The organism is Nocardioides sp., from assembly GCF_025965415.1.
Lineage (GTDB): Bacteria > Actinomycetota > Actinomycetes > Propionibacteriales > Nocardioidaceae > Nocardioides.
The window spans coordinates 1-19,418 of sequence record NZ_JAOPWY010000089.1; the positions used below are offsets into that span (position 1 = coordinate 1).

Annotated in this window: 18 protein-coding genes and 2 riboswitches; of the genes, 9 read left to right on the forward strand and 9 right to left on the reverse strand. The window is 69.3% G+C overall.

Features of this window, described 5'->3' with window-relative positions; translation table 11 throughout:
- Positions 1-22: 22 nt before the first annotated feature.
- Both thiE and JWN97_RS09410 read right to left on the reverse strand, forming a co-directional pair.
- Positions 23-652 (reverse strand): thiamine phosphate synthase, encoded by a 630-nt coding sequence (gene thiE, locus JWN97_RS09405; RefSeq protein ID WP_297621656.1) that lies wholly within the window; start codon positions 650-652, stop codon positions 23-25.
- A riboswitch (TPP riboswitch) is annotated at positions 647-756 on the reverse strand. Its footprint overlaps the gene before it by 6 nt.
- A gap of 136 nt (positions 757-892) precedes the next feature.
- Positions 893-1,025: riboswitch (cobalamin riboswitch) on the forward strand.
- A 732-nt stretch (positions 1,026-1,757) separates the two neighbouring features.
- Positions 1,758-2,777: a TerC family protein gene (locus JWN97_RS09410; protein ID WP_297621658.1), complete on the reverse strand. Its 1,020-nt coding sequence runs from the start codon at positions 2,775-2,777 to the stop codon at positions 1,758-1,760.
- Positions 2,778-4,105: 1,328 nt separating this feature from the next.
- On the opposite strand from JWN97_RS09410, the gene JWN97_RS09415 reads away from it, so the two are divergent.
- A complete protein-coding gene (locus JWN97_RS09415; protein WP_297621660.1) occupies positions 4,106-5,329 on the forward strand; it encodes a hypothetical protein in 1,224 nt (407 codons plus the stop codon).
- Between the two features lie 106 nt (positions 5,330-5,435).
- Here JWN97_RS09415 and JWN97_RS09420 read toward each other — a convergent pair whose 3' ends face one another.
- Together JWN97_RS09420 and JWN97_RS09425 are read right to left on the reverse strand one after the other, a co-directional pair.
- The gene (locus tag JWN97_RS09420; protein WP_297621662.1) at positions 5,436-6,791 is read right to left on the reverse strand and encodes an ATP-binding protein; all 1,356 of its coding nucleotides are present in this window, start codon (positions 6,789-6,791) and stop codon (positions 5,436-5,438) included.
- Entirely contained in the window at positions 6,788-7,462 is a 675-nt protein-coding gene (locus JWN97_RS09425; protein ID WP_297621663.1) for a response regulator transcription factor, read from the reverse strand. The genes JWN97_RS09420 and JWN97_RS09425 overlap by 4 nt, the downstream gene beginning before the upstream one ends.
- A gap of 133 nt (positions 7,463-7,595) precedes the next feature.
- On the opposite strand from JWN97_RS09425, the gene JWN97_RS09430 reads away from it, so the two are divergent.
- A complete protein-coding gene (locus tag JWN97_RS09430) occupies positions 7,596-7,922 on the forward strand; it encodes a PepSY domain-containing protein (protein ID WP_297621665.1) in 327 nt (108 codons plus the stop codon).
- A gap of 176 nt (positions 7,923-8,098) precedes the next feature.
- Here the strand turns inward: JWN97_RS09430 and JWN97_RS09435 are convergent, their stop codons facing one another.
- Together JWN97_RS09435 and JWN97_RS09440 are read right to left on the reverse strand one after the other, a co-directional pair.
- Positions 8,099-9,454 carry a HAMP domain-containing sensor histidine kinase gene (locus JWN97_RS09435; RefSeq protein ID WP_297621667.1) on the reverse strand — a complete coding sequence of 452 codons (1,356 nt, stop codon included), beginning with the start codon at positions 9,452-9,454 and terminating at the stop codon, positions 8,099-8,101.
- A 12-nt stretch (positions 9,455-9,466) separates the two neighbouring features.
- Complete coding sequence (locus tag JWN97_RS09440; protein ID WP_297621669.1) at positions 9,467-10,132, reverse strand: response regulator transcription factor; 666 nt, start codon at positions 10,130-10,132, stop codon at positions 9,467-9,469.
- A 124-nt stretch (positions 10,133-10,256) separates the two neighbouring features.
- On the opposite strand from JWN97_RS09440, the gene JWN97_RS09445 reads away from it, so the two are divergent.
- Positions 10,257-11,774, forward strand: a complete 1,518-nt coding sequence (locus JWN97_RS09445; protein WP_297621671.1) for a hypothetical protein — start codon at positions 10,257-10,259, stop codon at positions 11,772-11,774.
- A 20-nt stretch (positions 11,775-11,794) separates the two neighbouring features.
- Positions 11,795-12,454 (forward strand): VTT domain-containing protein, encoded by a 660-nt coding sequence (locus tag JWN97_RS09450; RefSeq protein WP_297621672.1) that lies wholly within the window; start codon positions 11,795-11,797, stop codon positions 12,452-12,454.
- Between the two features lie 13 nt (positions 12,455-12,467).
- Here the strand turns inward: JWN97_RS09450 and JWN97_RS09455 are convergent, their stop codons facing one another.
- The gene (locus JWN97_RS09455; protein WP_297621674.1) at positions 12,468-12,809 is read right to left on the reverse strand and encodes a hypothetical protein; all 342 of its coding nucleotides are present in this window, start codon (positions 12,807-12,809) and stop codon (positions 12,468-12,470) included.
- Positions 12,810-12,905: 96 nt separating this feature from the next.
- Here JWN97_RS09455 and JWN97_RS09460 point away from each other — a divergent pair, with 96 nt between their 5' ends.
- Both JWN97_RS09460 and JWN97_RS09465 read left to right on the forward strand, forming a co-directional pair.
- Positions 12,906-13,592 (forward strand): response regulator transcription factor, encoded by a 687-nt coding sequence (locus tag JWN97_RS09460; RefSeq protein WP_297621676.1) that lies wholly within the window; start codon positions 12,906-12,908, stop codon positions 13,590-13,592.
- Positions 13,593-13,596: 4 nt separating this feature from the next.
- On the forward strand, positions 13,597-14,958 hold the full coding sequence (locus tag JWN97_RS09465) for a HAMP domain-containing sensor histidine kinase (RefSeq protein ID WP_297621678.1): 1,362 nt from the start codon (positions 13,597-13,599) through the stop codon (positions 14,956-14,958).
- A gap of 231 nt (positions 14,959-15,189) precedes the next feature.
- On the opposite strand, the gene JWN97_RS09470 is transcribed toward JWN97_RS09465, so the two are convergent.
- Complete coding sequence (locus JWN97_RS09470) at positions 15,190-15,345, reverse strand: hypothetical protein (RefSeq protein WP_297621680.1); 156 nt, start codon at positions 15,343-15,345, stop codon at positions 15,190-15,192.
- Position 15,346: 1 nt separating this feature from the next.
- On the opposite strand from JWN97_RS09470, the gene JWN97_RS09475 reads away from it, so the two are divergent.
- Together JWN97_RS09475 and JWN97_RS09480 are read left to right on the forward strand one after the other, a co-directional pair.
- Positions 15,347-16,120 (forward strand): alkaline phosphatase family protein, encoded by a 774-nt coding sequence (locus JWN97_RS09475; protein ID WP_297621682.1) that lies wholly within the window; start codon positions 15,347-15,349, stop codon positions 16,118-16,120.
- A 640-nt stretch (positions 16,121-16,760) separates the two neighbouring features.
- The gene (locus JWN97_RS09480; RefSeq protein WP_297621684.1) at positions 16,761-17,099 is read left to right on the forward strand and encodes a hypothetical protein; all 339 of its coding nucleotides are present in this window, start codon (positions 16,761-16,763) and stop codon (positions 17,097-17,099) included.
- A gap of 162 nt (positions 17,100-17,261) precedes the next feature.
- On the opposite strand, the gene JWN97_RS09485 is transcribed toward JWN97_RS09480, so the two are convergent.
- A complete protein-coding gene (locus JWN97_RS09485) occupies positions 17,262-18,179 on the reverse strand; it encodes a LysR family transcriptional regulator (protein WP_297621686.1) in 918 nt (305 codons plus the stop codon).
- A gap of 72 nt (positions 18,180-18,251) precedes the next feature.
- Between JWN97_RS09485 and JWN97_RS09490 the strand changes: the two genes are divergently transcribed.
- Positions 18,252-19,190 carry a DMT family transporter gene (locus JWN97_RS09490; RefSeq protein WP_297621688.1) on the forward strand — a complete coding sequence of 313 codons (939 nt, stop codon included), beginning with the start codon at positions 18,252-18,254 and terminating at the stop codon, positions 19,188-19,190.
- The last annotated feature ends 228 nt before the right edge of the window (positions 19,191-19,418 follow it).

Consider the following 19,418-nt stretch of genomic DNA (forward strand, 5'->3'; position numbering starts at 1 on the left):
CGGAGCCCGGGCGTCACCGGGCTCACGACGTGTGGACGAGCTCGGCGATCTCCCGGGCCGCGCCGGGTGGGTCGGGGTCCTTCCAGACGGCGGCGACCACGGCGACGCCATGGGCACCGGAGGTCATGACGTCGCGTACCCGGGCGGCGGTGATCCCGCCGATCGCGATCGCCGGGATCTCCCGTGCGGTCGCGGCGAGCACGTCGAGACCGAGGGGGTCAGGCAGCCCGTCCTTGGAAGAGGTGGCGTGCACCGGACCTACCCCGGCGTAGTCGGCGCCCTCGGCCCGCGCGGCGATCGCGTGCTCCGGACCACGGCAGGTGGCACCGACCAGGAATCCCGCGGGGGCGAGCGCCCGCGCGTCGGCCACGGCCAGGTCCTTCCGGCCGAGATGCACACCGTGCGCCCCGGCGGCGAGGGCGAGGTCGAGGCGGTCGTTGACGATCACCCGCGTCCCTCGTGGGGCGAGCTCGGCCAGCAGCTGACGCGTCCAGGCGACGACCTCGCGGTCGCTGGCCTGCTTCGCGCGGACCTGGACCGCGTCGACGCGCGGGGTGCCGACGAGGCCCTCGCCGACGACGGCGACCAGATGCGTCAACGCGTCCCGATCGTGGGTGTCGAAATCGGTGATCAGGTGGAACCGTGGCAACACGTCAATCTCACTTCCTTCGCCGGCATGATCCGGAGCAGGTTCGACGGTCGGGGCGGCCTCAGCCCCATCTCAGCCCGATGCATCGCGCTCCCGTGTGGATGCGGAGGACACTAGCACCGGTCCGGTCCGCTCCGGTCCGGTCCGGTCCGGTCCGGTCCGTGCCCGCGGGTGTCGTCCGCGCGCGGGTCTTGGTAGCGTGCCGAGCGCCAGTCAACCTCCCGTGGTCCGCCGCGGGGGCGCAGGGAACCCGGTGCGAATCCGGGACCGACGCGCAGCGGTAAGGGTGACGGGCGGGGTCCTGTCTCACGGCAGCCACTGGACCTTGAGGTCCGGAAAGGCGTCCCGCCCCGGGTGGTCCGGAGTCCGAAGACCTGCTGCCCTCGCGGCAACAGCCGCGAGGTCACTCGAGGACCCCGCGCACGAGTTCCTCACCTCCGAGGACCACCGGTGACCACCCCCTCCGTTCGACTCCGCCGTGACCGGTGCCCCGACGTGCTCCCCCCTGGCCAGCCGACGACGGCGCACTGGTTCGTCTGCGTCTGGCCGGCGGCCACCTCCCAGCCGGATCGCTCGAGAGCCTCGCGCAGGCGGCGCACGACCACGGCGACGGGCAGGCCCACCTCACTGGGCCAACCGGGGAGCACATCAGGTTGCGAGCGAGCTCGTGGCTGCGCGACGGGAGCAGACCGGTCCCCACGACGGATCCACCACCTCCTCTGGAAGCCGGCCCTCGACGAACGGCAGCGCGCGCAGCTGCAGGCGCATCGGACTCAGTCGCCGGGCTCAAGTCACGTGATGAGTTCCGCCCACCGATGACCAGCAACCGCTTCAGAGACGCCGGCGAGACGCCGAAGTCCTTCGCGACCTGGGCCATCGAGGCACCAAGTCGCGAAAGACCCGGATCACGTCCCGCGGAACTCCTTGGGAAACGCCTTCGGCATGGTGCACATCCTTCCAGCGCCGACTCACACCGACGCAGATCAGATGTCACCTGTCCGTGCAGCAGACGCAGGCGCCAGCGGTCGCTTCGGCGTTCGTGGGCGTGGCATGAGGCCGCTCATTCGGTTCGGTGCTGGCATGCTCTGCGACGGTGTTGCTGATGGGTTCAGTGGGTGTCGTCGTGGATCCGCGTGTCGCGCGGGATTCCGCCCGGGTGAGACACGTGACCGGTCTGGTGCTCGGGGTGTTCCTCCCCGCGACGGTCGTTTCGGGTTGCGTAGAGACTTGTCGCGGTCACCACAGCGAGGATGCCGATGATTACTCCGAGTGACGCCAACGTGGGGATCTCCGGAACTCCGGGCCACACGCCGTGCGCCCAGTGCAAGACCAGCTTGACCCCGATGAAGGCCAGGATGGCCGCTAGCCCGTATCCGAGGTGCACCAGCTTGCTGAGTGCACCTTCCAGGACGAAGTAGAGCGCCCGGAGGCCGAGCAACGCGAACGCGTTGGTGGCGAAGACCAGGAACGGGTCACCGGTGATGCCGTACACCGCCGGCACAGAGTCCACGGCGAAGACGACATCCGTGGCGAGGACGGCGACGACGACCAGCGCGAACGGCGTAGCTGCGCGCCTACCGGCCTGTTGCACGAGCATCCGGGGACCGTGGTACCCGTCGGTGACCGGAACGAACCTGCGCAGCAGACGTACCGATCGCATCGAGGTCACGTCGACCTCGTTGCCGTGGCCGGACTGCTGGTCGCGCAGGATCTTCACCGCGGTGACGAGCAGGATTGCGCCGAAGAGGAGGAACGCCCAGCTCAGGTTCGCCAACACCGCGGCGCCGAGGGCGATGAAGATGCCGCGCAGGACCAGCGCCCCGACGATCCCGTAGAGGAGCACCCGCTGCTGGAGCTCCCGTGGAACGGCGAACGCTGACAGCAGGAGCATGAAGACGAACAGGTTGTCCACGGAGAGGGACTTCTCAACCAGGTACCCGGTCAGGTACTCGACTCCCCGGGTCGAGCCGAACTCGGCCCAGACGTAGGCGCCGAAGGCCAGCGGCAGGGCGATGTAGAAGACCGACCATCCCACTGCCTCGCGCATCGATACGTCGTGCGGCCGGCGCGTGACGACGAAGTCGAGCGCGAGCAGGGCGATGACACCGCCGATGGTCGCAGCCCACAAGACGGGTGTTCCGATGGTCTCCAAGTTTCTGCTCGGGCCTGCAGCGAACACGACCTCACCAAAGGCGGACACCTGCATCAACCTCCTGTCGGTGCCATAGCTCCCCCCGGATACGGGGACGCAACTTTCCTACTGCGGAGAATTGGGTGTGCGCAAGGCGCAGCCAGTCGTCTCTCTATCCGGATACGGACGGGACTGCTGCATGCACGAACGGTGGGGCAGGTCATGGTGCCGCCGAATCGTGCAGCAGACCCGTGGCAGGCGGTAGTCGGCTGGTTCGACGAGTCAGCGCATGGCCCGCAGCGCGCGCGTACGTGCAAGTCGGGACCTAGTTGGGGCTTGGCCGCAGTGGCCCTGTCGCCCGTTTCGACGGGGCGACGCCTCCGCACTCGTCGTCGGCCGCTCCCCTGTTGAGCGGCCCGCGACTTGCGTTCAAGGCACGGCACACGATCGCGAGATACCTCGAATCAGGCGCCGCCACTGCGGTTACCACGACACCAGGTCTCAGTGCCGTCATGACGGTTCCTGCCACCAGGCCCGAGGAGATCGAGAAAGCGGTCCCCCGGGCCGCCAACGATTTTCGTCGTTCTGCGGACGCGAGACCGCGACCGCACCTAGGCTCGCCCTGACGCTGATCCCACCGCCCCCGGTGATCCAGCGGCGGGCAGGCCAGACGGTGCTTACGAGCCGACCGTAGGCCGCCCCACCACTTTGTAGTCAGTCCACCTTCGGTAGCGCACGCTTCCGGACCATCTCGCACGCGAGGGGCGAGCACGACCCCGCATGGTGGAGTGCTGAGGACATCGACAATCAGTACTGGGCTGATATCGGCGTCGTAGGCGTAGGTCCAGACCGAGTCATCGTCCCCGACGCAGTCACGGCCGGCGAGTACATGCTCTGCACGGCCAACGCCGCCGACGAAGCGTGTGCCCTGCCGACGGTCAGTGGCTAAGCCGCCCACGTGCGATATCTGGCCGAACGTCCGGATCTGACACCCCTCTCTCTGTCAAGGGGTGCTTGGAGTGAGGGGCTTCCGGCTGATGGGCGGTCGGCGTAGCGTCGGCTGTGCGGGTCCGAGAAGTGGCTGATCCGAAGTGTCGATGAGGGGGTGTGCTGGTCGCCGATGCTGAATTCTCAGTCAGGCTGTCAGTGACTTTCGGGCCGAGGAGCATGGCATGCTTCGCCGATCCTCGACTACGTGAACGACTCACCCGGTTCGTGAAGCCCTCCTCGATGCAGGCGCTTCCACAGTCAGGTTGTGGTCAGGTGCCGACCACCATCGTGAGGTCATGACTCAACGCAGCGATGGGGCCCCCGGCGTAGGAGAGATGCTGAACAAGGTCCCGGAAGTCGTCCTCTGGTTCTGGGTGATCAAGATCCTCTGCACGACCGTCGGGGAGAGCTTCGCCGACTGGATCAACATGACGCTCGGGGTCGGACTGGTGAACACCGCTATCCTGTTCACCGTCATCTTCGTCGTCGTGCTGGCCGTGCAGATGCGGCTGCGACGCTACGTTCCTGCGGCCTACTGGCTGACGGTCGTGGTGGTCAGCGTGACCGGCACGCTCTACACCGACATCCTCACCGACCGGGCCGGGGTGCCGCTGTGGATCAGCACCACGGTCTTCTCGGTGCTGCTCGCCGGCACCTTCGCGGTCTGGTACGCCCGGGAGCGGACGCTGTCGATCCACAGCATCGTCACCACCCCACGTGAGGGCTTCTATTGGTTCGCGGTCCTGGTCACCTTCGCCCTCGGCACGGCGACCGGCGACTGGACCCTGGAGCTGACCGGGTGGGGACCCGGCCTGTCGATCCTGCTGCCGCTCGGCCTGATCGCCCTCGTGACCGTGCTCTGGCGCTTCGGCGCCGACCCGGTGCTGAGCTTCTGGATCGCCTACATCCTGACCCGACCGCTCGGGGCCAACATCGGCGACTGGTTCGGCCTGCCCAAGGATGAGCAGGGGCTCGGGATCGGGGTGTTCGGCACCAGTCTGATCTTCCTCGGAGCGATCCTCGCCACCGTCGTCTACCTCTCCATCAGCCGAGCCGACGTCATCGAGCAGGCCGAGGAGACGGCGTACGTCCCGGACACCTCGCCGCAGCGGCGCCGCGCCACGCTGGGGGTCATGGTCGCGGCCGCGATCGCGACCGTCGGACTGCTCGCCTGGGCCAACGCCGAACCGCACACGAGCTCGCTCGCCGACGAGGGACCGGCTCCGAGCTGCGACGCCGGCACCCCGCTCGACCAGGGCCAGGCCACGACGAAGGTGGCAGCCGACTTCCCCGCATCGTCCGTCGAGAGGTACCGCACGATCGTCCAGGACACCCAGCACCTGGTGAACTCCGGCGACCAGCAGGGAGCCCAGTCCCTCATCAGCGACCTCGAGAGCGCATGGGACGCCGACCAGGGCTCGCTGCTGCCGAAGAGCTGCCAGGCGTGGACATTCGTGGACAGCCAGATCGACGACGTCCTCTCCTCGGTGCGAGCCTCCAGCCCGGACCGGGCGGCCGAGGATCAAGCCATGACGACGCTGCTCACCACCTTGGGCTGACCTCTCGCGCGAGCGGCGATCACGCGGGTCATCACGCGCACGCTGGGACGTGCGCCCTTCGTCGACGCGGGCGCCGCCTGAGAGTCGCACGGTGCGAGCCACCGCCTCACTCGAGGGGCAGGACCGGGAGCACCATCCGGAAGTGCGCTCCCCCCGCACCCTCGACGAGGTCGAGCCGCCCGCCGGCACGCTCGGCGGCGGTCCGGGCGATGGACAGGCCCAGGCCGCTACCGGACACCCCGGCGGTGCGTGACCTGTCTCCGCGGTGGAACCGGTCGAAGATGCGCTCGCGCTCATCAACGGGGACACCGGGGCCGTCGTCCCGCACGTCGAGCACGACCTCCTGTCCGGTGGTCACCACAGCGAGCTCGACGACGGACGCCGCATAGGCGGCCGCGTTGTCCACGAGGTTGCGGACCGCGCGCCTGATCTCCGAGGGGTTGGCGCGGATCGGGCCTGCCGAGACGCGCGCAGTGTCGATGCGCACGCGGCTGGTGCCGCGGGCACGCTCCGCCTCCTCGAGCACGAGGCTGTCGAGGTCCACACTGCTCGTGGCCCCAGGTGCGTGCTCATCGGCCGCCGCGAGGACGAGCAGGTCATCGACGAGCCGCTCCATGGCCCGCGCTGGAGCGAGCACACCCGAACGGAGCTCGTCGGCATCGACCGCCCCCGGCTCGCGCAGGGCCACCTCGAGGGACAGCCGCTGCGTCGCCAACGGGCTCTGGAGGTCGTGGGAGACGTCGGCGACGAGCTGGCGCTGCCTGGTCACGGCCGTCTCGACCCTGTCCAGCATCCGGTTCATGGTCGCCGCGAGCCGCCTGACCTCGTCGCGCGGTCCGGTCACGACCAGCCTCCGGTCTAGCTGCTGGGGGCCGATGGCGTCGACCTCGGCACGGATGCGGTCGAGCCGGCCCAGGGCGCGCCCGACCAGCAGCCAGACCACGGCGCCGAGCAGGAGCACGGCCAGTGGCACGCCGAGGAGCAGCAGCGTGCGCAGGCGTCGGGAGGCCTCGTGCGCCGCCTCGAGGCTGCTGCCCACCACCACGGTCACGTCCCCCCGCGGCGAGGCGCCGGAGACGACCCACGCCCGGTAGGTCTCCGTCTCCTGGTCGTCAGGGCCGTCGAACGTGCGCTGCCGGGCCCCGGAGGACCCTGCTGGTCGCGTGATGGGTGAACGGCCGGCGACGTTGGCGGAGGCGGCGAGGACCGTGCCGCCCGCGGTGAAGACCTGTGCGACCCCGTCGTCGCCGACCTGCGTCAGCACCTCCGGCAGCCGGTCGCCCTGCACCATCGCGACCAGGTCGTGCGCGGTGGCCTGCGAGGCCCGGTCGGTGGCGGTGACCAGCTGCCGGTCCAGCGTCGTCATGAGGACCCAGGCACCCGCGCCCAGGAGCAGGGCGACGATCACCACCGCCGTGAACGTCGTACGGCTGCGCAGGGAGAGGGCGTCGAGGCGACTCACCTGTCGTCGACCACCCGGTAACCCACCAGCCGCACCGTCTCGAGACTCGCCCTGCCGAACGGATGGTCGATCCGCTGGCGCAGCTGCCGCGCGTAGACCTCGACGATGTTGGGGTCTCCCTCGAAGGCGAAGTCCCACACGTGGTCCAGGATCGTGGCCTTGGACACGACCTCGTCGGAGCGCCGCATGAGGAACTCGAGCATGGAGAACTGGCGCGGCGTGAGGTCGATGCTCGTCCCCGCCCGCAAGACCCGGTGCGCGGCCGGGTCGAGCTCGAGGTCGCCGACGACCAGGACGGTCGGTCGCTCGCCGCTCCCCCGTCGCACGAGCGCCCGCAGCCGCGCGAGGAGCACCGCCAGGGAGAAGGGCTTGGCGAGGAAGTCGTCCGCCCCCGCGTCCAGGGCCCGCACCTCCTGGTCCGGACCGGCACGCGCGGTCAGCATCAGGATCGGGGTCCAGTCGCCCTGCTCGCGACGACGCGCACAGATCTCGTCCCCCGTCACGTGCGGCAGCATCACGTCGAGGACGATCGCGTCATAGGAGTTCTCACCGGCGAGCCAGGCACCCTCCCGGCCGTCGAGCGCGGTGTCGACCGCGTACCCCTCCGCCTCCAGTCCGCGACGCAGGGCCGCGGCCAGCTGCTTGTCGTCTTCGACCACGAGGACCCGCACCGTGCGAGAGTCCCACACGCCACCTGTACGCCGGCTGAAGGTGGGCTGAAGAGCCCGTGGGGCGTTCAGCGTCGCTTCAGCACGGGTGGCGCACAGTGGGAGGCACGAACACACGGGCGATGGAGGAGTCGAGATGCGCAAGCGGATCTGGGCAGCAGGCCTGGCGCTGGGGACAGCAGGAGCCGCCGTCGTCGGCGGCGTGGCAGTGGCCGGCAACGGGGGTGATGACGGCCCCATCAGCCACCAGTACACCCAGGAGCAGGCCGACGCCGCCACCAAGGCCGCCCTCGAGGCCACGGGCGGAGGCACGGCCAACAGCGTCGAGACCGACGACGAGAACGGCGCCACCTACGAGGTCGAGGTGACCAAGCCCGACGGCACCACGGTCGACGTACGCCTGGACGAGAACTACGGGGTTGTCGTCATCGAGGACGACTCCGAGGAGCCAGGGTTCGGGTGAGACCTCGCGCGCCACGTCACGACCGCGTACGTCGACACGGCGAGCAGCAACCCGCCCACCACGTCGCTGAGGCATGTGTGCTCCCTCCTCTGGGTGGAGCGGGCCCGCCCCGGGGGGAAGGCGGGCCCGCAGACGACACCGTGGCGCATCCGACCTGCACCCCACCTGACTGCCACTCAGCGACGCGGAAGGGTGATCCTGAAGGACGCGCCGCCAGCGGCGTCGTCCAGTCCGATGTCTCCTCCGAACGATCGCGCGACCCGACGTGCGATGCCGAGGCCCAGGCCGGCTCCGCCCTCGGCGGAGACCCCGGGCTCGAACAGGTCGTCCCGGACGCCCGGGTCGACCCCGTCGCCGTCGTCGGAGACCACCAGCTCCACCCGGTCCGCGTGCTCGCCCACCGTGAGCTCGACGCGGCGTCGCGCGTGTCGGGCGGCGTTGTCGACCACGGGGGACACAGCACGCACGACGAGAGCGGCTGGGGCCGCGATGCGCACCCCGGGACCGCCGGTGAGGTCGACCACCTCGACCCGGTCACCGGCAGCCGCCACCACGGCTGGCACGACGTCGGCCATGTCGCACGCCTGCTCCCGCCCCGTCGCCGAGCCGACGCGGGCGAGGTCGAGGAGCGTGGAGATCACCCCGGCCATCTCCCGGCTGGAGGCGGAGATCTGGGTCAGGTTCTCGCGCAGTGCGTCGTCCTCGACGCCCCGCAGCAGGGCCAGGTCGGCTGATCCCTGGATGGCGGTCAGGGGGGTGCGGAGCTCGTGGGCCAGCTCCGAGGTGAGCCGCTGCTCGGAGCGGATCGCCGACGCGACGCGGTCGAGGAGGTGGTCGAGTGTCTCGCCGAGCGCCGCGAGCTCGTTGGTGGGCGGGCCGAGCGCGAAGCGGTGGGTGAGGTCGTGCTCGCTCCAGTCAGCAGCCCGGTCGGCCATCTGGGCCACCGGCCTCAGCGCCTGCCGGGTGACTCGCAGCGCGACGACCGCCGTCGCACCGATGACGACCAGGCCCAGCGCGACCGTGGCGAGGAGCGCGTAGAGCTCGGAGCGTTCGTACGGACCGGTTTCCTGGCTCACGACGAGGACACCGTTGTCGCCGCTGGGCGTGGTGAACGGAGTGCCGAGGAGCCGCTCTTCGTCGGCTGGTCCTCGCACTGTGCGCACCCGGTCGGTCGTGGCGAGGTCGTCCGCCGCGTCACGTACGACCGACTCGACCGATCCCGCGACGCGATCGCCGGCAGCGTCGTACACCACCATGCCGGGCTCCAGGGTGTCGTCCGGGATGGTCAGTCGGGTCGAGGACGCCTGCTCGATGACCGTGACCATCGCGTTGGAACGGTCCTCGAGGACCTGCCGGATGTCGCGCTGCGCGGTGAAGTCGAGGACGACCTGGATGCCGAGCACCACAAGGACCATCGCCACCGCCATCAACCCGACCGTCGACGCGACGATCGTCGCGCGGAACGACCTCGGCGCCAGACGGCGCAGCCCGTGCCGCCCGATCTCGGCGATCCCGCCACGCTGGTGGTCCACCACGTCAGTCCATCACCTCAGGGTGTAGCCCACGCCGCGCACAGTGGCGAGCTCGATCGGCGACCCCACCTCGCGCAGCTTGGTGCGGATGCGCCGGACGTAGGAGTCGACGGTGTTGTCACTGACCATCCCGCCCTGGGGCCACGCGGCTGCGACCACCGCGCGTCGGCGCACGACCTCCCCGGGACGCGAGGTGATGGCGGCGAGCATCCGGAACTCGGTCGGCGTCAACAGCGACTCCCTGCCGTTGCAGGCCACGGAGTGTCGGGCGGGGTCGAGCACGAGATCGGTGGGCGCCGCGGCGACGACCAGGCGCCCCCGCTTGGCGAGGGCCTCCACGCGAGCGATGAGCTCCAGGACGTCGAACGGCTTGGGGAGGTAGTCGTCGGCGCCCGCGCTGAACCCGGCCAGTCGCTCGTGCACCGCACCCAGCGCGGTGAGGAACAGGACGGGGGCCGACTGGCCGCCCGATCGAAGGGCTTGGCACACGTCGCGCCCGTCCGCGTCGGGCAGCCCGATGTCGAGGATGATGACGTCGAGCCGGTCGTCCTCGGTGAAGAGGCGCAGCGCCTCGCCGCCGTCGTGGGCGCTGAGGACCTCGTGACCCGCCAGGCGCATGGCTTCGGTGACCACGCGGCGGATGGCGGCGTCGTCCTCGCACAGTCCTACACGTGCCATCGGTGGGTTCCTCGTCCCTCGTCGGTCTTGCCCAGGATGCTTCGCCCCGCCTGCAGACAACCTGACTGTCCCAGTCTGCCCGGCGGTCAGGCGGGGTGCAGGTGAGCTGACGGATTGTGGCGTCATGGGTCTCGAAGACGTCACGTGCGCCGGTCGGGAACGGATGAGCGCCATCGGGCGGCCCACGTGGCTGCTCGCGGCCCTCGCGGCCCTGGCAGAAGTACCCTTCGCCGAGTGGCCTCTCAGCCCGGACGAGGGGGGCTTCCTCCTGGTTGCCTCGCAGTGGCACCCCGGGCCGTCCCTCTACGGTCACTACTGGGTGGACCGTCCACCCGTGTTGGTGACGCTGTTCGACCTCGCCGACCACCTCGGTGGCGCGACCGGGCTGAGGCTCATCGGCACGGGCGTCGTGGTGTCCTCGGTGCTCCTGACGTCTGTGCTCACCGGCCTGGTCGCAAGGCGTCGCGCTCTGACACCGACGCTCGTGGCGGCCATCTTCATCAGCACCCCGTTGTTCGGCACCGAGGTCGACGGCGAGCTGCTCTCCGTCCCGTTCGTCCTCCTCGGCATGGTGTGTCTGGCCCGCGCCTGCCGTGCGGCACCGCTGGCGGCGGCGTGGGCCGCCTGCGCAGGGATCGCAGGGATGGCGGCAGCACTCGTCAAGCAGAACGTCGTGGACGTGTTCGTCGTGGCTGCCGTCCTCCTCGGCGTGACCGCTGCCAGCTCCGGGAGCAGGCGCGCGCTGGTCTTGGCGGCGGGAGTCGCTGCGGGGGCCACCGGCTTCCTGGACCTTGCTCTTGCCATGGCGGAGATCCGGGGCACCGAACCGTCGATGTTGTGGGACGCGCTCGTTGTGTTCCGTGCACACGCGGCATCCGTCATCCAGGCCTCCGCGACCAGCAGCACCAGCAACCGGATGGTCACGCTCCTCGTTGCGGCCGTCCTCAGCGGGGGCCCACTCGTCGTCGTCGTGCTGGTGCTCGGACTGCGTGGGCCCGTCCGAGTCGCCAGTGCCACCGGCGAAGTCGTCACGGACCGGCTCGTCCCAGACCTGCGCCTCCCGGCCCTCGCCGTGCTGGCCTGGGAGCTCACAGCGGTCGCCGGAGGCGGGAGCTACTGGCTCCACTACCTGGTCGGGCTGGTCCCGGGGATGGTGCTCCTAGCCGTGGCGGCAGCCCAGCGAGGCACCCGGCTCCGACGCTCGACCGGCTCCGCCGTGGCCTTCGCGCTCACGTCGTGCCTCACCGCACTCGTGGTCGTCGCGAGTGCGGCGCCACCCAACGCCGCCGACCTCGCTGTGGCGAGCTACCTCCGCAGTCACGGCTCTCCCGGCGACTCCGTGGTCGTCGGCTTCGGCCATCCCAACATCGTCTACGAGTCCGGGCTTCACAGCCCCTACGAGCAGCTCTGGAGCCTGCCCGTGCGGGTGCGCGACTCCTCGCTCTCCGAGCTCACACGCGTGCTGCGAGGGCGGCGGGCCCCGACGTGGGTCGTCGTCAGCGGGCCGTCCCTCGCGACGTGGGGCGTGGACGCCACCACCGCACAGCGAGTGCTGGACGCCGACTACCGGCGAGCGACGAGCGTGGGGCCCTACGTGGTCTGGCATCGCACGACGGCCGCCAGTCAGGTCCCTGGCAGGTAGGCCCACCTAGCGTCAACGACATGATCGACGCATCGGCCGCGCTCACCGGTCTGAGTGGCCTCGCGTCACTGTTCGTGATCGTTGCGGTCGTCTTCGCCGAGACCGGGCTGCTGGTCGGCTTCTTTCTGCCCGGTGATTCGCTGTTGTTCTCAGCGGGCGTGCTGCTGGCGAGCGGCGTGATCCACCTTCCCCTCGCCCTGGTTGCCGTCACGGTGGCGCTCGCCGCCTGCGCCGGGGACCAGGCTGGCTACCTGATCGGTCGCAGCGCCGGACCGCACGTCTTCAACCGGCCCGCGTCACGCCTGTTCTCCGCACACCACGCGGACAGGGCCGCCGACTTCTTCCGCAGACACGGCTCGAAGGCGGTCGTGCTCGCGAGGTTCGTCCCCATCGTGCGCACGTTCACGCCCACGGTAGCCGGCGTGGCGCGGATGCCGTACCGACGTTTCGTGCTCTTCAACGCGATCGGGGCGGTGCTGTGGGGCGTGGGGATGCTGGCCGCCGGCCACCTGCTGGGCGGCGTGCCTTTCGTGGCACGCCACGTCCAGGTCCTCACACCGGCCATCGTGCTTCTCTCCGTGCTGCCTGGTGCGGCGCCTCTCGTCCGCGACCGACTCCGCAAGAACACGCCGGGGGCGGTCGACACCCCGGCCGACGAGCCGACCGGGGTGTCGCGGTAGTGCCGGGCGCGTGCTACTCGGAGCCCTCGGTGTCGGAGGCGTCCTGGTGCCCGGGCTCGTTGGGGTCGGCGTCGGGACCGGTGTCGGTGGCGTCGTCGTTGGTCTCGCCATCCGCCCCGTCATCTGCAGTCTCGCCGTGCTCGTCGGCCTCGTTCTGTTCGTCGGCCTCGTTCTCCTGGGCGTCAGGCACCTCGCCGTCACCGTCGGAGTTCTGGGTGGTCGACGTACCGCTGTCTCCGGTGCCGCTGTCGGCGTTGGCGGAGATGACGCCTCCGATGCCGAGCGCCCCGACGATCGAGGCGGCGGCGATCACTGCGGCGTTGCGGCGCAACCGGCCGGACATGGTGTTCTTCATGGATCCTCCTGGTGGTGTGATGAGAGCTCCACAGTGCTCGGAGCATGCTGTGGGTCCGCTGAGAGTCGCTGAGATCGCTCACAGGCGAAGCTCCTGATGCGCGTGCTGCTCGTGGAGGACTCCGAAGCGATGGCGCAGGCGGTCAAGCGTGGGCTCGAGGCCGAGGGCTTGCTGACCGACGTGGCAGCTGACGGGCATGCGGGCCTCGAGCTGGCGCTGACCGGCGCCTACGACGCCGTGGTCCTCGACATCATGTTGCCGCGGCTCAACGGCTACGACGTGTGCCGCCAGATGCGCGCCGCCGACGTGTGGACGCCCGTCCTCATGCTCAGCGCGAAGGATGGCGAGTACGACCAGGTCGACGCGTTCGACCTCGGGGCCGACGACTACGTCGTGAAGCCATTCTCCTTTCCGCTGCTCGTGGCCCGGTTGCGAGCCCTGATCCGGCGTGGCGGAGTCGCCCGACCACCGACGATCACCGCTGGAGACCTGACCGTCGACCCGGCCACCCACGAGGTGCGGCGCGGTGACGTGCTGCTGGACCTGACGCCCCGGGAGTACGGACTACTCCACTACCTCATGCGCCACCGCGGCATGGTCGTCTCGAAGCTCGACATCCTCCAGAACGTCTGGGACTCCCAGCACGACGGCACGGACGCCGGTGAGAACGCCGTCGAGGTGTACGTCGGCTACCTTCGCCGCAAGGTCGACCACCCCTTCGGCCGCAACGCCATCCAGACGGTTCGCGGAGCCGGCTACCGCGTCGCCGCGGACGGCGGGTGAACCCGTGCGCCTTCGGTCGTTGCGCTCCCGCACCACCGCTGCCGCCCTGGCAGTTCTCTTCCCGGTCCTCCTCGTTGCGGGAGTGGCCGGGATCTGGGTGCAGCGGACCGACCTCACCGCGGCGGTCGCCTCGCTGGCCGAGGACCAGGCACGCACGCTGGCGGCGGACGTGCCCGAAAGCACGCCCGGCGCCGACCCCGTTGGCGAGGAAGCGATCGTCCAGGTCGTGTCACTGGACGACGGGCAGGTCCTCCACAGCTCGCCCGACGCCGCCGACCACCCGCTCGTCCCGGCGCCGCGAGGCTCGGCACCCGTGCACCACCGGATCAGCGGGCCCGTGCCCGACGAGCCCGATCGCTACGAGGTCGTCGCCCTGCGCAGCGCGGACGGGACGTCGTACGTCGTGGTGGCCCGCAGCCTCGAATCGGTCGACGCGGCAACCGCGTCGACGTCGGTCCTGCTCCTGATCGGTGGCCTGCTGGTCCTCCTCACCACCGGGGCCCTCACCTGGCGCGCCACCGGTCGGGCGCTCGCCCCCGTTGAGGCGATGCGCAGCCGCGCGGCATCGATCTCCGCAGAAGAGCTCGGGGAGCGCCTCCCCGTCCCTGACTCGCGGGACGAGCTGGGTCGGCTGGCGGCCACGCTCAATGAACTGCTCGCGCGCATCGACGCGGCCACGCGCAAGGAGCGACAGTTCGTGGCCGACGCGTCCCACGAGCTGCGCAGCCCACTCGCCACGATCCGGGCGCTCCTGGAGTCCGATCGGCTCAGCCCGCACCCCGGCGGTCATGCGGGGCTGGCCGAGGAGGTCCTCGTGGAGACCGACCGCCTGACCCTGCTGGTCGATGACCTGCTGAGGCTGGCACACGGCGACGCGCGACGTCCCGTCACCCGTGGTCCCGTCGACATGTCGGCCTTGGTGGGAGCTGAGGTGCAACGGGCGCGCAGGATCCCGGTGACGGCCACCATCGCGCCCGGGCTCGAGGTGACCGGTGACGCAGACGCACTCGGGGTCGCCATCCGCAACCTGATCGACAACACCCAGCGCTTCGCTGCTTCAGCGGTGCGGGTCACCGCCGGGCGCAACGGTGACCAGGTCACCGTGTCCGTCGCCGACGACGGCCCGGGCATCGGGGTCGAGGACCGGGAACGGGTCTTCGAGCGCTTCGTTCGTCTCGACGACAGCCGGAGCAGGCCCGACGGGGGCGCCGGCCTGGGCCTTGCGATCGCACGCCAGGTGGCAGAGGCACACGGCGGCACCGTAGCGGTTGCGACCAGCCCCGAACTTCGAGGCGCATGCTTCACGATGCGCCTGCCTACGGGGGGCATGGTCCTCGACCCGCGCAGAGGTCGGACCGAGATGTGAGCTCGTCCCTCCTGAGCCTGACTGGACATCGGAGACTGCACGTCACCCACCGGCTCAGTACGGCCAACGGAGCACGGCAGTCAGGAGACGTGCAGGCTCGCGACGGGACGCTGGCCCCTCAGCCCGATCGAGCATGATGTCCAACATGACCAACGCACGCTCCCGCATAGTGGCTGTTGCCTGTGCAGGCGCGCTCCTGGCAGGCCTGGCTGCATGCGGCTTCAGCCAGCATCAGCCCACGACTGAAACGAAGGTGACATCGGACGCCAGCAAGACGTCCTCGGCGACGACGGCCTCCCCGACTGCGTATATGAAGAAGTCGAGGTCGGCCCCCGCGGCAAGGCTGGCCACGGGGAGCACCATGGTCAGGCCGAGCAAGGTGCTCATCGTGATCGAGGAGAACCACTCCTACGCCCAGATGAAGGCGGGGATGCCGTTCCTCGCGGGTCTCTCCACCAAGTACGGCTACGCCACCCACTGGACCGCCCTCACGCACCCGAGCCTGCCGAACTACCTCGGCATAGCCGGTGGCTCCACCTTCGGCATCCACGACGACAAGTCACCGGCGGCACACATCTCCAGCGTCGGGCCGGCCACGTCGGTTTTCGACCAGGCGATCGCGGCTGGCAAGACCGCAAGAACGTACGCCGAGACGATGCCCGGGCCCTGCCAGGCCAACGACTCCCCAGACCGATCCATCGGGACACCGAAGTACGCCGTGCGCCACAACCCGTGGGTCTACTTCTCCAAGGGGCGCACCAACTGCCTCGCACACGACCGCAACCTGACTCCGTTCGCCGATGACGCGGCCAGCAATGCTCTTCCCAACGTCGGGTTCCTGATCCCCAACCTCGACCACGACGCCCACAACGCGTCGCTCTCGGCGGCTGATTCCTGGCTCCAGCAGCAGCTCACGCCGGTCCTGCGCAGTACTGAGTTCAAGAGCGGCAGGCTCGTCGTGGTGGTCACCGCCGACGAGGATGACAAGCACTCCGGCAACGTCGTACTCACCTCCGTGCTGACACCCAGCATCTCCCACAAGGTGGTCAGCGCCCCCCTCACCCACTACTCGTTGACCCGCTTCATCGCTCAAGTCCTCCGTGTCAAGCCGCTGCAAAACGGAGCCACCGCCCCCGACATGAAGGCTGCCTTCGGGCTGTGATCGGGAATGTCTCGGTCATGACCGACATGTCGCGAACAATGCACAGCCGCTGCACGACGCATCACGTAGGCGGTTGAACGCGGCGATGGACTCAGTAGGTGGCGCTCAGAACGGGTCCTTCGCCACCAGACCAAATAGGGCTTCGGCTATGACCTTGTCGCGGTTCTGAGCCACGTGTTGGTAGCGCAGGGCTGCGCCTGCGGTGGAGTGTCCGAGACGGGCCAGTAGCTCGGCGAGTGTGGCGCCAGTGCTGGCAGCTAGGACGGCGCAGGTGTGGCGTAAGTCTGGAAACGGAGGTCGGGTCTTCCTGCTTCCTCGCGCGCCTTGTAGACGTGGCCTCCGCCAGTCGGCGTAGTGCTTGCGCCGCCTTACGAAGACGCGCCTGGTGCACTCTCCTACGAGTTTTGCCCGAACTGCGGCTTCGAGTGTGGCCACAACGACAACCCCGGTACGGCGACGCCAACTTCGTTCGCGGAGTACTGAGCAGAGTGGCTAGCGGGAGGATCACCCCGGTTCATGAGTGACCCCGAACCGCCGTACTCATCTCGGCAGATCCGGATACCCGACTGGCGGCCAAACGACGCAAGGCCGCGACTCCACGCCTAGCCAGATGTCGGGCGGCGAATGACAAGATGGCTATGTGGCGTCGGACTCCCGCATGGTGGCACTGGGCTTCGGCAAGTTCGCGCGTGCTGACCGAATCTTCGCTTTGGAGCGGATCACAGGGGTGGAGCGCGGAGATGGCCGGCGCACGCGGGTTTGGATTGATGGGGTCACCGATCCCTTGATCGCCTCCCGGACGGAGGTCACGATCCTCCGCGATATGGGCCAAGAGGCCGCCGTCGCTGCACCCGTGCTCGATGAGGCATTGGACCTTGCCGCCCGGCTAGCGGCCGCGGCCGAGGAGGGCCGTGTGGACTTGAGTGACCTGGGTCGTCGGGCGCGACGCCTCCTCGCCTCGACAACCTCGTCGCCGTAGCGACCGGTGCTCGCAGAGGGCCGCTTGGCAGAGTGCCGCGCCGTCCCGCGGCGGTGTGACGCCGGATCTCTCGAGCGGGAGACCCTGACCGGGAGCGCTCCGAGGCTGGGCGAGCTGCCCTCTCACGGGCACCCGACGTCGAGTGGGCCGCGGGTCACACCGCTATCCGACGCCCGGGCGCTCGGTGAGACCCGTCGTGATGGTCCTTACCTCTGCCAGGACTGTCTTCACGGTGGCGCGCTCGAGCGTCTCCGGTCGAGCGAGGCAGTCGATGTGCCGGCCCAGGCCAGGATGGGAGAGCGGGCGGAGCACCAGATCCGGGTGGCTGCGGAGGTCGCTCGTGTACCGGGGCATCAGCGCGATGCAGTCGCTCGCGGACACCACAGCGGCAGCCACCAGGAATTCGTTGATCCGGTGCACGACGTGTGCCTCGTCGCCGCCGATGCCCGCGATGACGGTGATGGCCTGTTCCAGGGGGAACCCCTCGTGCACCGCGACCCATTTTTCGCCAGCGAGATCCGTCGGCTCTATCGATGACTTCGCTGCCAGCCGGTGATCGCCCCGGACGACGATGTCCAGGGGCTCGAACACGAGCGGTTCCACACGCACCGATGGCGGCCACCTTGGGCTGCCGACGAGTCGATGGGCGAGGACGAGGTCGTGATCGGTCGTGAGCGACGGAAAGTCCTCCTGAGCCACATCGAAGTCGCCCAGTCTGACGTCCGGCCGGTTGGGGCCGTTCAGCGCCGTGATCAGCGGTGCAAAGATCGCGAGCCCCGCGCTGTGGAAGGCCGCCACCGACACCGTGCCCGAGCGATCGTTCTGAAACCGTGCCACCGCCTGTTCAGCGCGCTCAAGCGCCACCTCCACATCGATCGCTGCCTCCGCCAGGGCGCGTCCCGCGTCGGTGAGCGCCGTTCGCCGGCCGTCCCGGTACGTCAACGGGGCCGGCGAGCGGCGTTGCAGCGCGCTGATCTGTTGCGAGACGGATGATGGGCTGACGCGCATGGCGGCCGCGACGGCGGCGATGCTGCCGCGGTCACCCAACTCTCTCAGCGCACGCAGTTGACCCAGTTCCATAAGGTCAAACTAAACCATTGACCATGAGATCAGTGTCTTGTCTAATGTGTGATCTGGCCGGACGATCACGGCGTGCCCTCCCTCAATTTCCGTTTTCGCGTGGATCTGTTGCTTTTCCTGGTCGCCGCGTCTTGGGGATCGACGTACCTCGTGGCCAAGGAACTGGTCACTCCGAGCTCGGTGATGGCTCTCCTGGCGCTGCGGATGCTTTTCGCCGTCGCCGTCATGGGAACGATCGTGGCCGTTCGGGGCAGCCGGGTGACCGCAGCCGAGCTGCGCGTGGGGGTCACGCTCGGGATGTTGCTGGCTGCCGTGTTCGTCTTCGAGACCTTCGGGATCGCTCACACCTCGGCCACTAATGCCGGACTCATCATCAGCCTGACGATCGTGTTTACGCCGATCCTCGACTGCGTAGTCTCCGGACGTCGGTTGCCGGGCAGATTCCTCGTCGCCGCCACGATCGCTGTTGTCGGGGTCGCGCTTCTTGCGAGCAACGGCGCACTCGATCCACCGAACCTCGGCGACCTGCTGGTCCTCGCAGCAGCAATCGTCCGCGCTGTCCACGTCACGTCGATGCCGAAGCTCACAGCCGACAGGCCGATGGACGCACTGCACCTCACGACGGTGCAGTTGGTTACCTGCGCGGCGGTCTTCTCGGTGGGTTCTGTGTTCCACGGCGACTCGATCCCGCAGTACGTCGCGCAGCTCGACCTCGTACGAGCCATGCTCTTCCTCTATCTCGTGCTCGCGTGCACGGTCTTCGCCTTCTTCGTTCAAATCTGGGCGGTCCAGCGCACGTCTCCGTCGAGGGTCAGCCTGCTTCTTGGAACAGAGCCCATTTGGGCCGCCTTCATCGGCATCACGGTCGCCCACGACAGCTTGGCCCCGGCCGGCCATTGCGGCATCGCCCTCATCCTCGCCGGCACCGCGTGGGGCCGCTCCCTCGAACAGAGCCACCGCCTCGCCGCCCAGCCGCCAGACCGCCAGCCGTCAGCAGCCAACAGCTTGTGATCACGACTCAGACGGCCTCCACACTTGTGTCGCTGCGATGCCGGCCGGCGTGGCACAGCTGAACGCGGACGCTGATTGTGCAGGACCTTCGCGGCTACTTGAGACTTCTCCTACGGCATCAGCCCGGCCAGGCTGTTGTCGAGGTGTCCGACGGGACGCTCTCTATTGCGGCTGCCCAGCCTCTGGTTGTGGCTCTTTTCCGGACTGCGTTCTCGTCGGGCACCGTGG